Raw genomic sequence first — 12,736 nt, 5'->3', positions numbered from 1 at the left:
GGGTGGCGGTGGTGCGTCGCAATATTTTGCGAGGCTTATATTGCGATTGACGATAAATCATTGGACGAGGCCGCGCAACTGCACCAAGCTTGCGCTCAACCATGGCCCGAAGTCTTGTGCCGCACGCCATACGTGGCCGAGGCGGGGCGCGGCGCAGCGTGGCAGCGTCTTCACCGGACGCAAAGATCGACGCGACGGACCGGAGGCAGAATCGCCCCCGGGGGACCAGCATTCAGGAGCGGAAGTGGAAGACATCCTTGCAGAGGCCAGCGCAGTGCAGGCCATCATCGGCCACAGCATCGCGGGCCGGCAGACACGCGGCGCCTCGCAGCGCCAGGCCGACGTATTCAACCCCGCCACCGGCGAGGTTTCCGCGCGCGTGGCGCTGGGCACCGCGCAGGACGTGGCCGACGCCGTCGCCGCCGCCAGGGCCGCCTTCCCGGCCTGGGCCGACACCCCGCCGCTGCGCCGCGCGCGCATCCTGTTCAAGTTCAAGGAGCTGCTGGACCAGCACCACGACGACCTCGCCGCGCTGATCACGCGCGAGCACGGCAAGGTGTTCTCGGACGCGAAGGGCGAAGTCACGCGCGGCATCGAGGTGGTGGAGTTCGCCTGCGGCATTCCCAACCTGCTCAAGACCGATTTCACCGACAACATCGGCGGCGGCATCGACAACTGGAACCTGCGCCAGCCGCTGGGCGTGGTGGCCGGCATCACGCCGTTCAACTTCCCGGTGATGGTGCCGATGTGGATGTTCCCGGTGGCGCTGGCGTGCGGCAATACCTTCGTGCTCAAGCCCTCGGAGCGCGACCCGTCGCCGAGCCTGCTGATCGCCGACCTGCTGCGCCAGGCCGGGCTGCCCGACGGCGTGTTCAACGTGGTGCAGGGCGACAAGGAAGCGGTCGACGCGCTGCTGGCGCACCCGGACGTGCAGGCGCTGTCGTTCGTCGGCTCGACGCCGATCGCCGAATACATCTACACGGAAGGGACCAGGCACGGCAAGCGCGTGCAGGCGCTGGGCGGCGCCAAGAACCACCTGGTGGTGATGCCCGATGCGGACCTGGACCAGGCCGTCGATGCGCTGATCGGCGCCGCCTATGGCTCGGCCGGCGAGCGCTGCATGGCGATCTCGGTGGCGGTGGCGGTGGGCGACGTCGCCGACCAGCTGGTGCCGCGCCTGGCCGAACGCGCGCGCGCGCTGAAGATCCGCAACGGCATGGAGAGCGATGCCGAGATGGGCCCGCTGGTGACCGGCGCGCACAAGGCCAAGGTCGAGGGCTATATCGCCCGGGGCGTGGAAGAGGGCGCGACGCTGGTGACCGATGGCCGCGGCCACCAGGTCGATGGGCACGAGCACGGCTTCTACGTCGGCGGCACGCTGTTCGACCACGTCACGCCGGAGATGACGATCTACAAGGAAGAGATCTTCGGCCCGGTGCTGTCGGTGGTGCGCGTGCACGACTTTGCCGAGGCGGTGGCGCTGATCAACGCGCACGAGTACGGCAACGGCGTGTCTTGCTACACCAGCGACGGCGGCATCGCGCGCGCGTTCGCGCGGCAGATCCAGGTGGGCATGGTCGGCATCAACGTGCCGATCCCGGTGCCGATGGCGTGGCATTCGTTCGGCGGCTGGAAGCGCTCGCTGTTCGGCGACCACCATGCCTATGGCGAGGAGGGCGTGCGCTTCTACACGCGCTACAAGAGCGTGATGCAGCGCTGGCCGGACTCGATCGCCAAGGGCGCCGAGTTCACCATGCCGGTGGCGAAATAAACCCGACCATCACCACAACAGGGCGCCATGGAGACATTCGACTACATCATCGTGGGGGCCGGTTCGGCCGGCTGTGTCCTGGCGAACCGGCTGACGCAGGACCCGGACGTCAACGTGCTGCTGCTGGAAGCCGGGGGCAAGGACGATTACCACTGGATCCACATCCCGGTGGGCTACCTCTACTGCATCGGCAACCCCCGTACCGACTGGCTCTACCGCACCGAAGCCGAAGCGGGGCTGAACGGACGCTCGCTGGGTTATCCGCGCGGGCGCGTGCTGGGCGGCTGCTCGTCGATCAACGGCATGATCTACATGCGCGGCCAGCGCGAGGACTATGACGAGTGGGCGCGTCTGACCGGCGATGACGGCTGGCGCTGGGACAACGTGCTGCCGCTGTTCAAGCGCAGCGAAGACCATCATCGGGGCGCAAGCGAATTCCACGGCGCCGGCGGCGAATGGCGTGTGGAGGGGCAGCGGCTGCGCTGGGACATCCTGGAGCGCTTTGCCGACGCCGCCGAGCAAGCGGGGATCCCGCGCACCGACGACTTCAACCGCGGCGACAATTTCGGCGTCGGCTATTTCGAAGTGAACCAGCGCCGCGGCATCCGCTGGAACACCGCCAAGGCGTTCCTGCGGCGGGCCTCGGAGCGGCCCAACCTGACCATCGTCACCGGCGCGCAGGTGAGCGGGCTGAGCTTCGACGGGCGCCGCTGCACCGGCGTCAACTATCTCGGTGGCGGCCGCGCGCATGCGGCGGCGGCCACGCTCGAGGTGATCCTCGCCGCCGGCGCGGTCAACACGCCGCAGTTGCTCGAGCTGTCGGGCATCGGCCAGCCCGAACGGCTGCAGGCGCTGGGCATTCCGGTGCGCCACGCGCTGCCCGGCGTGGGCGAGAACCTGCAGGACCACCTGCAGTTGCGCAGCGTGGTCAAGGTCGACGGCGTGCGCACGCTGAACACGCGCGCCGCCAGCCTGTGGGGCAAGTTCTGTATCGGCGTGCAGTACGCCTTCAACCAGAGCGGGCCGATGAGCATGGCGCCATCACAGCTCGGCGCGTTCGCGCGCTCGGATCCGTCGCAGGCGCGGCCGAACATCGAGTACCACGTGCAGCCGCTGTCGCTGGACAAGTTCGGCGATCCGCTCCATGCCTTCAACGCCTTTACCGCCAGCGCCTGCAACCTGCGCCCGAGCTCGCGCGGCAGCGTGCATGCCGGCAGCGCGGATTTCCGCCAGGCGCCGGTGATCGCTCCCAACTACCTGTCGACCGACGAGGACCGCAAGGTCGCCGCCGATTCGATCCGGCTCACGCGCCGCATCGTGGCGTCGCCGGCGCTGGCGCCGTACCGGCCCGAGGAGTGGCTGCCGGGGCCGGCGTTCCAGAGCGACGAGGAACTGGCCGAAGCCGCCGGCAATATCGGCACCACCATCTTCCATCCGGTCGGCACCTGCAAGATGGGCCGCGCCGACGACCCCATGGCGGTGGTCGACCATCGGCTGCGCGTGCTGGGCGTGCAGGGGCTGCGCGTGGTCGATGCCTCGGTGATGCCGCTGATCACGTCGGGCAATACCAACTCGCCGACCATCATGATTGCCGAGCGCGCCAGCGACCTGATCCGCGAAGACCGCAGGCAACGCGCCACGGCAACCGAGGTGGCAAGCCCGGCGCAGGCGCCGGCAGAAGCCAGTACAGTGCCGGTGACAGCGGCGACAGGCGCCTGAAACGCCACGCCACATGACCACCGTCGGGGTGGCCGTCAGGTGGCCTGTGCGGCGCTTGTGCGCTCGCCAAAAAACTGACACTTGGTTCATGTTTCATAGTGCAAACCCCGATGTTTTGCGATGCAACAGGCGCACACAATAGACGCCTCACAGGGTGCTTCGGCCGCACATGCCATGCCGCCGCCGCAACCCGCGCGGGAGCCGCCCCGCACAGATAAAAACCGCGGGCACGGCCGGCAACCACGGCGAGCCTGACGGAACAAGCGGCAGTAAGGGCCTACAAGGCCGGTTCGGACCATTGTCAGTGCCGGGCATCACCCCGGCAGTTCAGCAAGAGGGCGGGCAGGAGACATGAATCAACAGGAAACCATCCTGGAAACGCGGAACCTCACCAAGGAGTTCAAGGGGTTCACGGCGGTGAGCGACGTCAACCTGCGGGTGCGCCGCGGCTCGATCCATGCGTTGATCGGTCCCAACGGCGCGGGCAAGACCACTTGCTTCAACCTGCTCACCAAGTTCCTGGAGCCGACCACCGGCACCATCCTTTTCAACGGCATCGACATCACGCGGGAAAAGCCGGCGCAGATCGCGCGGCGCGGCGTGATCCGCTCGTTCCAGATCTCGGCGGTGTTCCCGCACCTGACGGTGATGGAGAACGTGCGCATCGGGCTGCAGCGGCAACTCGGCACCGCGTACCAGTTCTGGCGCAGCGAGCGTTCGCTCGACGTGCTCAACGACCGCGCCATGGAGCTGCTCGAGCAGGTCGGCCTGACCGAGTTCGCGCACACGCTCACGGTGAACCTGCCATACGGGCGCAAGCGCGCCCTGGAGATCGCCACCACGCTGGCGATGGAGCCCGAGCTGATGCTGCTCGACGAACCCACGCAGGGCATGGGCCACGAGGATGTGGACCGCGTCACGCAGCTGATCAAGCAGGTCTCGACGGGCCGCACCATCCTGATGGTGGAGCACAACATGAGCGTGGTCTCGTCGATTGCCGACAAGATCACGGTGCTGCAGCGCGGCGCGGTGCTGGCCGAAGGGCCGTATGCGGAAGTGTCGAAGGACCCGCGCGTGATGGAGGCCTACATGGGCACCGCCGACGCGGAACTTCAGGGCGCGCACTGAGGCCGGGGGACGACAGCATGAGCACAGCCAACACTCCCGCCCTGGAAATCAAGGGCCTGCACGCCTGGTACGGCGAATCGCACATCCTGCACGGGGTCGACCTGACCGTGAACCGCGGCGAGGTGGTCACGCTGCTGGGCCGCAACGGCGCCGGGCGCACCACCACGCTGCGCGCGATCATGGGCCTGACCGGCGCGCGCAAGGGCTCGATCCGGGTCGATGGCCAGGAGACCATCGGCCTGCCCACGCACAAGATCGCCCACTACGGCATCGGCTATTGCCCGGAGGAGCGCGCCATCTTCTCCAGCCTCTCATGCGAAGAGAACCTGATGCTGCCGCCGCAGCTCAAGGGCAAGGACTCGGGCATGAGCGAGGCCGAGATCTACGAGATGTTTCCGAACCTGAAGGAGCGCCGCCAGAGCCAGGGCACGCGCCTGTCGGGGGGCGAGCAGCAGATGCTGGCGGTCGGGCGCATCCTGCGCACGGGCGCCAACCTGCTGCTGCTCGACGAGATCTCGGAAGGGCTGGCACCGGTGATCGTGCAGGCGCTGGCGCGCATGATCCGGATGCTCAAGCAGAAAGGGTACACGGTGGTGATGGTGGAGCAGAACTTCCGCTTTGCCGCGCCGCTGGCGGACCGCTTCTACGTGATGGAGCACGGCACCATCGTCGAACGCTTCGCGGCCAGCGAGCTGCAGGCCAAGATGCCGGTGCTGCATGAATTGCTCGGGGTCTGATCCGCGCAAGGCGGGTCGATGGTTGCTTGTTGGCAGGAACGGGTGGCGCGCACGCCGCCGCAAATCAGGAGACAGGGAAATGAAAAAGACTCGGCTCGCGGCCGCGATGGCGGCCATTGCCATGGGTGCGGTGTCCTTCGGCGCTGCCGCACAGGTATCGGGCGACACCGTCAAGCTCGGCTACATCACCGACATGTCGGGCCTGTATGCCGACATCGACGGCCCCGGCGGCCTGGAAGCCATCAAGATGGCGATCGCAGACCACGGCGGCAAGGTGCTGGGCAAGCCCATCGAGATCGTCTCGGCCGACCACCAGAACAAGGCCGACATCGCCGCGTCCAAGGCGCGCGAATGGATGGACCAGCAGGGCCTGGACATGCTGCTGGGCGGCACCAACTCGGGCACCGCGCTGGCGATGAACAAGGTCGCTTCGGAGAAGAAGCGCGTCTACATCAACATCGGCGCCGGCACCGCGCGCCTGACCAACGAAGAGTGCTCGCCGTACACGGTGCACTACGCCTATGACACGGTGGCGCTGGCCAAGGGCACCGGCAGCGCGGTGGTCAAGCAGGGCGGCAAGTCGTGGTTCTTCCTGACCGCCGACTACGCCTTCGGCCACTCGCTGGAGAGCGACACCGCCGCGGTGGTGAAGGCCAGTGGCGGCACGGTGGCGGGGCAGGTGCGCCATCCGCTGTCGGCCTCCGACTTCTCGTCGTTCCTGCTGCAGGCGCAGTCGTCCAAGGCGCAGATCCTGGGCCTGGCCAACGCCGGCGGCGACACCATCAATGCGATCAAGGCGGCCAAGGAATTCGGCATCACCAAGTCGATGAAGATCGCCGGCCTGCTGATGTTCATCAACGACGTGCACAGCCTCGGGCTGAAGAACACCGAAGGCCTGCTGATGACCGACAGCTGGTACTGGGACATGAACGACGACACCCGCAAGTTCGCCAACCGCTTCTTCGGCAAGATGAAGAAGATGCCGAGCAGCCTGCAGGCCGCGGATTACTCGGCCGCCAGCACCTACCTGAAGGCCGTCGAAGCCGCCAAGACCGACGATCCGGACAAGGTCATGGCCGAGCTCAAGAAGATGAAGATCAACGACTTCTACACCAAGGGCTATATCCGCCAGGACGGCCGTGGCATCCACGACATGTACCTGATGCAGGTGAAGACCGCGGCCGAATCGAAGAAGCCGTGGGATTACCTGAAGGTGGTCGCGACCATCCCGGGCGACCAGGCCTTCACCACTGTGGCCGAGTCGAAGTGCGCCATGTTGAAGAAGTAAGAGGGAAGGCGCGGCTTGCGCGGTTGGCAAGCCGGCCGGTTGGCTCCCCGCTCCCGCATGCGGGAGCGGGGCCGGGGGTGAGGGCTTGGCGCGTCAAAGGCTGTGAGCTGACACCGTTGGCCTTGCCAGGCCGCCATGCCGGAACACACCGCAGGCTTCGCCTGATGTGGTTCCTCGCTAAACCGCCCCTCACCCCAACCCTCTTCCCGTGAGGGGAGAGGGAGAACACCTTGCTTAGGCTAGCTCGGGCGGCTTTGGCGCACCCAAAACCGTTGGCTCCGCTTAGTGTCTGCCAACAATCAGCAATCGATGCCCATGGACATCTTCGGAATCCCCCTGCCGGCCATGCTTTCCCAGCTCTTGCTGGGGCTGGTCAACGGCGCCTTCTATGCGATGCTGAGCCTGGGCCTGGCGGTGATCTTCGGCCTGCTCAACGTCATCAATTTCGCGCACGGCGCGCTCTTCATGCTGGGCGCGGTGCTGGCCTGGATGGGCATGGAGTACGCCGGGCTGAATTACTGGATCATGCTGCTGTTGTCGCCGCTGGTCGTCGCCGCGCTGGGCGTGGTGATCGAGAAGACCATGCTGCGCTGGATCTACAAGCTTGACCACATCTATGGCCTGCTGCTGACGCTGGGCATCACGCTGGTGATCGAGGGCATCTTCCGCTCGGTCTACGGCGTGTCGGGGCTGCCTTACCAGACTCCGGACGCGCTGCAGGGCGCGACCGACCTCGGCTTCATGATCCTGCCGAACTACCGCGCCTGGGTCGTGGTGGCGTCGCTGGTGGTGTGCTTCGCCACCTGGTACGTGATCGAGAAGACCAAGCTGGGCGCCTACCTGCGCGCCGGCACCGAGAACCCCAAGATGGTCGAGGCCTTCGGCGTCAACGTGCCGCTGATGGTGACGCTGACCTACGGCTTCGGCGTGGCGCTGGCCGCGTTCGCCGGGGTGCTGGCCGCACCGGTGATCCAGATCTCGCCACTGATGGGCCAGAACCTGATCATCATCGTGTTCGCGGTGGTGGTGATCGGCGGCATGGGTTCGATCATGGGCTCGATCCTGACCGGCCTCGGGCTGGGCGTGATCGAAGGCCTCACTAAGGTGTTCTATCCGGAAGCATCGTCGACCGTGGTGTTCTTCATCATGGTGATCGTGCTGCTGCTGCGCCCGGCCGGGCTGTTCGGCAAGGAGAAGTGATGAGCGCACCAACCACATCATCGACGCAGCCCTCGGTGGCTGCCAACGCGGGCCAGGCAGGAAAGGGACGGGGCGTGCAGAAGAAACTGTTGTACGGATTGCTGCTGCTGGCGCTGATCGCCGCGCCGCTGGCGGGTGCCTATCCGGTATTCGTGCTCAAGGTGCTGTGCTTCGCGCTGTTTGCGTGCGCGTTCAACCTGCTGATCGGCTACACCGGGCTGCTGTCGTTCGGCCATGCGGCCTTCTTCGGCGGTGCCGGTTACGCGGCCGGCCACGCCATGAAGGTGTGGGGCGTGACCCCGGAGCTGGGCCTGATCCTGGGCACCGGCACGGGCGCGCTGATCGGCTACGTGGTGGGCTCGCTGGCGATCCGGCGCCAGGGCATCTACTTCTCGATGATCACGCTGGCGCTGGCGCAGATGCTGTTCTTCATCTGCCTGCAGGCGCCGTTCACCGGCGGCGAGGACGGGCTGCAGGGCATCCCGCGCGGCAAGCTGTTCGGCGTGCTGCCGCTGTCGGACGACCTGACGCTGTACTACGTGGCGCTGGTGATCATCGTGGCGGCGTTCGCGCTGATCGTGCGCACGGTGCATTCGCCGTTCGGCCAGATCCTGAAGGCGATCAAGGAGAACGAGCCGCGCGCGGTGTCGCTGGGCTATGACGTCGACCGCTTCAAGCTGACCGCGTTCGTGCTGTCGGCGGCGCTGTCGGGGCTGGCCGGCTCGATCAAGGCGCTGGTGCTGGGCTTCGAGACCTTGACCGACGTGCACTGGTCGATGTCGGGCTCGGTGATCCTGATGACGCTGGTGGGCGGGCTGGGCACGCTGTCGGGGCCGATCGTCGGCGCCTTCGTGATCGTCGCGCTCGAGAACAAGCTGGGCGACATCGGCAACTTCCTGGCTTCGGTGACCGGCATCTCGTGGTTCGGCACGCTGGGCGAGTCGGTGACGATGGTGACCGGGGTGATCTTCGTGATCTGCGTGCTGACCTTCCGCCGTGGCATCATGGGCGAGTTGCTGGCGCGCTTCGGTGGCCACTCCGGGCGCAAGGAGTGACCGGGGGTCGACATGCCCGATTCTGGGGCTAGGGTTTTTTCTAGCTTGTCCTCGATGCACCGCTTCGTTACATTCCATATACGGTTTTCGCAGGTTAAATGGAGGCGGAAGCGAGGAGACGACAGGCGCGCACCCGGTGTCGGGTAGCAGCGTTATAAATAAAGGGCGTTGCCGGGTGATCCTCGGCAACGCTTTTTTCATTGGGCGTTGCGCCCGCATAGTGACGCTTTCGCCCTGTTCTGGGGCGCTCATGCCGCATCGGCATCACCTCGCCACCCCACGCATGCGACAATGCGGGCGCTCCTTGCCGCCTGCCCATGTCCGCCACTATTCCCCCTGATCCATCCCCGACTGTCCCGCACGCGGGCTGCGATGTCGCGCCGCAGCTCCGGGTACGCCTGGGGCAGGGCGCCGACGCTGCCCTGGTGTCGGACTGGCTGGACCGGCTCCAGCCCTTGCCTGTGCCTGACGCGCGCGCGCGGCAGTTGATGCTGGGCGAACTGCTGGCCCAGTCTGGACGCGGCCTCTGCCTGCTGGCCAGCGACGCGCCCGACGGCATTGCTCCGCTCGCCTGCCTGCCGGTGGCCTTGCTGCCCAGCCTCGAGCTGGCCGGCCTCGCCGCCTGCGCCAGCGAGTGGTGGGTACGGCCGGAGCTGGACGCCGCCACCCGCCGCACCTGCCTGGAAGCCTGCTGCGCCACGCTGGCCGAGTGGGGCCGCGCGCACGGCATCCGCCATGCACTGCTGGCGCCGGGGCTGGTGGCCGGCCACGGCGGCGCGCCGCCCGGCTTCCGCCTGCACGGCAACGGCATGTGGCACGGCAGTTTGGTGCCGGCGGCCAAGGTGTTGGGCTGATCCGCTTTGCGCCGGTAGTGCGCCGGCGCCGCGGTACCGGCCGTTGCTGGCCTTCCTCCTTTCCATTTCCCTTTTCGCTTTCCTGCAATGACGGAATTCGCATTCCTGGCGGTTGCCGCCTTTCTTGCCGGCCTGATCGACGCGGTCGCCGGCGGCGGCGGGCTGGTGCAGATCCCGGCGCTGTTCTCGGCCTATCCCAACCTGGCACCGGCGACGCTGCTCGGCACCAACAAGGTCGGTTCGATCGCCGGCACCGCGAGCGCGGCACTGCGCTACGGCCGCAGCGTGCGCATCTACTGGGGCGCGACCGCTCCGGCGGTGGTGGCGGCCTTTGCGTGCTCGATGGCCGGTGCCTGGGCGCTGACCATGATCCCGGCCGAGCCGCTGCGCAAGGCGCTGCCGTTCGTGCTGGTCGCGCTGCTGGTCTACACCGTCGCCAAGAAGGACCTGGGCGCCGAGCACGCGCCCACGCTGACCGGCTGGGGCGAACGCGGCGCGGCGCTGCTTGCCGGCGCCGTGCTGGGCTTCTACGACGGCGTGTTCGGGCCCGGCACCGGCAGCTTCCTGATGATCGTGTTCGTGCGGGTGTTCGGCTATGACTTCCTGCACGCCGCGGCGTCGACCAAGCTGGTCAACCTGGCCACCAACCTGGCGGCGTTGCTGCTGCTCGCCAGCAAGGGCCATATCTGGTGGCAGCTGGGCCTGGTAATGGCGGTGGCCAACGTCGCCGGCAGCCAGGTTGGCAGCAAGCTGGCGCTGCGCCACGGCAGCGCCTTCGTGCGCAAGATGTTTATCGTGGTGGTCAGCGCGCTGATCCTGAAGACCGCCTGGGACGCCTTCGTGCGCTGACGGCAAAGCCAGGCGGGGCGGGCGATGCGGGTTAATCCTCGCTGTTCGCGCCAGGGCCGTGTGATAGACTCGATCCGCATTCCCGACCGCGCGGTCGGTGAATCGCCGAAGCGCCTTTCCGGGGGAGTGGCGTGGACGGGAAATGGGGAGCGGCTGGCGTCGTTCCTGTTGTAGCGCAGGTGCCGGCGCTGTGCCTGCGTCGACCCGAGGGGTCATCCAAAAAAATGGGGCATCCGCCGGTGGACGCCGGACGGATGCCTTTCCGTTTCAGGAACCGAAGGAGACAAGATGGATTTCAAGCGCGCCAGCCTGCTGGCAATCGCTGCGGCCAGCCTGGTTGCCGGTGCCGCCCAGGCGCAGGTCAAGGTCGGGGTGACGGTGTCGGCCACTGGTCCGGCGGCATCGCTGGGCATTCCGGAAAAGAACACCTTCACGCTGATGCCCAAGGAGATCGCCGGCAAGAAGATCGAGTACGTCGTGCTGGACGATGCCTCGGACACGACCACGGCGGTCAAGAATACGCGCAAGCTGATCAGCGAGGACAAGGTCGACGTGGTGGTCGGCTCGACCGTCACGCCCAACTCGCTGGCGATGGTCGACGTGGTGGCCGAGAACGAGACGCCGATGATCACCATGGCCGCCTCGGCGCGCATCATCGAACCCATGGACGCCAAGCGCGCCTGGGTCTTCAAGACCCCGCAGAACGACTCGCACATGGCCACCGCCATTGCCGAGCACATGAGCAACAACAACGTGAAGACGGTGGCGTTCATCGGCTTCGCGGACGCCTATGGCGACAGCTGGGCGCAGGAATTCGCCAAGGTGGCCGAGCTGCGCAAGATCAAGGTGGTCGCCAACGAGCGCTTTGCCCGCACCGATACCTCGGTCACCGGGCAGGTGCTGAAGATGATGGGCGCCAATGCCGACGCGGTGCTGATCGCCGGCTCCGGCACGCCCGCGGCGCTGCCGGCCAAGACGCTCAAGGAGCGCGGCTACAAGGGCAAGGTCTACCAGACTCACGGCGTCGCCAATGCCGACTTCCTGCGCGTGTGCGGCAAGGATTGCGAAGGCACCTTCCTGCCGGCCGGCCCGCTGCTGGTGGCCGAGCAGCTGCCCGACAGCAATCCGGTGAAGAAGCCGGCGCTGACCTACAAGACCGCCTATGAGAAGGCCTTCGGCGGACAGGTCTCGACCTTCGGCGGCCACGCCTGGGATGCGGGGCTGATCCTGCAGCATGTCATTCCCGAGGCGCTGAAGAAGGGCCAGCCGGGTACGAAGGAATTCCGCAAGGCGTTGCGCGATGCGATGGAGCAGACGAAGAATCTGCCGGTGTCGCACGGGATCATGAACATGAGTGCCACGGACCATCTGGGCTTCGATCAGCGGGCGCGGGTGATGGTGCAGATTGTTGATGGGAAGTGGAAGTTGTTGAGTAAGTGAGGGGGGAGCGGGGCGTTTTGGCTTGCTGCCATGCGATTGGCGGTCGCGCTTGGCTAGCGTGGCTGTTTCGCCGGCGTAGCCGGCGACCTACTTCTTGTCCGAGCGACAAGAAGTAGGCAAGAAACGCGTCGCCTATGCGGCTGGCAATCCATTCCACGGCGTTGGTCATATGGGCGGCGGTGCTTGCCGTTTAGGCGTGGGTGCCCGTTCGACCCTGCTACGCCAGGTGAGTTTGGACCGCTGCCTTCGTTAACCGGCTTTTGGACGATCCCCATGCAGGGCGGTGGCCCGGGCTGTCGAGCGATATCGCATCAACGCCTTCGGCTGCGCTTCGCGCAAGCGCTCAATGCCCGTCAGCGCATTTTGAGCCCGCGCAGCAGCCGTAGGCGTCCCCGCGATGCCGTTTGCAGCAGGCGGCCTGCGCCCTGCATGGGGATCGTTCAATAGTGTGTTATCGAAGGCACTATCCCTGACTCACATGGCGTAGCAGGGTCGAACCGCGACCACTCCAAACGGCAAGCACCACCGCGCGAACTACCAACACCGTGGAATGGATTGCCAGCCGCATAGGCGACGCGTTTCTTGGTCACTTCTTGTCGCTTGGACAAGCAGTGACTCGCCGGCTACGCCGGCGAAACCGCCACGTCTGCCAAGAACGATAACCAACCGCATAGCCCCCACCACACCCTCACCCT

Annotated in this window: 10 protein-coding genes; all 10 read left to right on the top strand. The window is 66.6% G+C overall.

Annotated features, from left to right (window positions below):
* Nucleotides 1-274 precede the first annotated feature (274 nt).
* The 10 genes from CBM2586_RS16390 to CBM2586_RS16345 all read left to right on the top strand — a co-directional run bounded on the left by CBM2586_RS16390 (nucleotide 275) and on the right by CBM2586_RS16345 (nucleotide 12,041).
* Nucleotides 275-1,771, top strand: coding sequence for a CoA-acylating methylmalonate-semialdehyde dehydrogenase (locus CBM2586_RS16390; protein ID WP_431194953.1), 1,497 nt, complete (start codon nucleotides 275-277; stop codon nucleotides 1,769-1,771).
* Nucleotides 1,772-1,798: 27 nt separating this feature from the next.
* Complete coding sequence (locus tag CBM2586_RS16385) at nucleotides 1,799-3,490, top strand: GMC family oxidoreductase (protein ID WP_115663538.1); 1,692 nt, start codon at nucleotides 1,799-1,801, stop codon at nucleotides 3,488-3,490.
* A 351-nt stretch (nucleotides 3,491-3,841) separates the two neighbouring features.
* On the top strand, nucleotides 3,842-4,618 hold the full coding sequence (locus CBM2586_RS16380) for an ABC transporter ATP-binding protein (RefSeq protein WP_115663539.1): 777 nt from the start codon (nucleotides 3,842-3,844) through the stop codon (nucleotides 4,616-4,618).
* A 17-nt stretch (nucleotides 4,619-4,635) separates the two neighbouring features.
* Nucleotides 4,636-5,355 (top strand): ABC transporter ATP-binding protein, encoded by a 720-nt coding sequence (locus CBM2586_RS16375; RefSeq protein ID WP_115663540.1) that lies wholly within the window; start codon nucleotides 4,636-4,638, stop codon nucleotides 5,353-5,355.
* Nucleotides 5,356-5,434: 79 nt separating this feature from the next.
* On the top strand, nucleotides 5,435-6,643 hold the full coding sequence (locus CBM2586_RS16370; protein WP_115688500.1) for an ABC transporter substrate-binding protein: 1,209 nt from the start codon (nucleotides 5,435-5,437) through the stop codon (nucleotides 6,641-6,643).
* 315 nt (nucleotides 6,644-6,958) lie between these two features.
* Nucleotides 6,959-7,843: a branched-chain amino acid ABC transporter permease gene (locus tag CBM2586_RS16365; RefSeq protein ID WP_111521300.1), complete on the top strand. Its 885-nt coding sequence runs from the start codon at nucleotides 6,959-6,961 to the stop codon at nucleotides 7,841-7,843.
* Nucleotides 7,843-8,898 carry a branched-chain amino acid ABC transporter permease gene (locus CBM2586_RS16360; protein WP_240987931.1) on the top strand — a complete coding sequence of 352 codons (1,056 nt, stop codon included), beginning with the start codon at nucleotides 7,843-7,845 and terminating at the stop codon, nucleotides 8,896-8,898. Before CBM2586_RS16365 ends, CBM2586_RS16360 begins: the two co-directional genes overlap by 1 nt.
* Before the next feature lie 317 nt (nucleotides 8,899-9,215).
* Nucleotides 9,216-9,752: a hypothetical protein gene (locus CBM2586_RS16355; RefSeq protein ID WP_115688498.1), complete on the top strand. Its 537-nt coding sequence runs from the start codon at nucleotides 9,216-9,218 to the stop codon at nucleotides 9,750-9,752.
* A gap of 87 nt (nucleotides 9,753-9,839) precedes the next feature.
* Entirely contained in the window at nucleotides 9,840-10,601 is a 762-nt protein-coding gene (locus CBM2586_RS16350) for a sulfite exporter TauE/SafE family protein (RefSeq protein ID WP_115688496.1), read from the top strand.
* Nucleotides 10,602-10,889: 288 nt separating this feature from the next.
* Nucleotides 10,890-12,041 carry an ABC transporter substrate-binding protein gene (locus tag CBM2586_RS16345; RefSeq protein WP_115688494.1) on the top strand — a complete coding sequence of 384 codons (1,152 nt, stop codon included), beginning with the start codon at nucleotides 10,890-10,892 and terminating at the stop codon, nucleotides 12,039-12,041.
* The last annotated feature ends 695 nt before the right edge of the window (nucleotides 12,042-12,736 follow it).

This window comes from Cupriavidus taiwanensis (assembly GCF_900250115.1).
In the GTDB taxonomy this organism is placed as follows: Bacteria; Pseudomonadota; Gammaproteobacteria; order Burkholderiales; family Burkholderiaceae; genus Cupriavidus; species Cupriavidus taiwanensis_B.
Note: the sequence above shows the minus strand (reverse complement) of the source record. Positions and strands in the feature narration are given on the sequence as shown.

What these genes read in the sequence shown, in the direction of transcription:
- CBM2586_RS16345 (WP_115688494.1), top strand. Translation starts at nt 10,890, where the DNA reads ATGGATTTCAAGCGCGCCAGCCTGCTGGCAATCGCTGCGGCCAGCCTG.
- CBM2586_RS16350 (WP_115688496.1), top strand. Translation starts at nt 9,840, where the DNA reads ATGACGGAATTCGCATTCCTGGCGGTTGCCGCCTTTCTTGCCGGCCTG.
- CBM2586_RS16355 (WP_115688498.1), top strand. Translation starts at nt 9,216, where the DNA reads ATGTCCGCCACTATTCCCCCTGATCCATCCCCGACTGTCCCGCACGCG.
- CBM2586_RS16380 (WP_115663539.1), top strand. Translation starts at nt 3,842, where the DNA reads ATGAATCAACAGGAAACCATCCTGGAAACGCGGAACCTCACCAAGGAG.
- CBM2586_RS16360 (WP_240987931.1), top strand. Translation starts at nt 7,843, where the DNA reads ATGAGCGCACCAACCACATCATCGACGCAGCCCTCGGTGGCTGCCAAC.
- CBM2586_RS16385 (WP_115663538.1), top strand. Translation starts at nt 1,799, where the DNA reads ATGGAGACATTCGACTACATCATCGTGGGGGCCGGTTCGGCCGGCTGT.
- CBM2586_RS16375 (WP_115663540.1), top strand. Translation starts at nt 4,636, where the DNA reads ATGAGCACAGCCAACACTCCCGCCCTGGAAATCAAGGGCCTGCACGCC.
- CBM2586_RS16370 (WP_115688500.1), top strand. Translation starts at nt 5,435, where the DNA reads ATGAAAAAGACTCGGCTCGCGGCCGCGATGGCGGCCATTGCCATGGGT.
- CBM2586_RS16365 (WP_111521300.1), top strand. Translation starts at nt 6,959, where the DNA reads ATGGACATCTTCGGAATCCCCCTGCCGGCCATGCTTTCCCAGCTCTTG.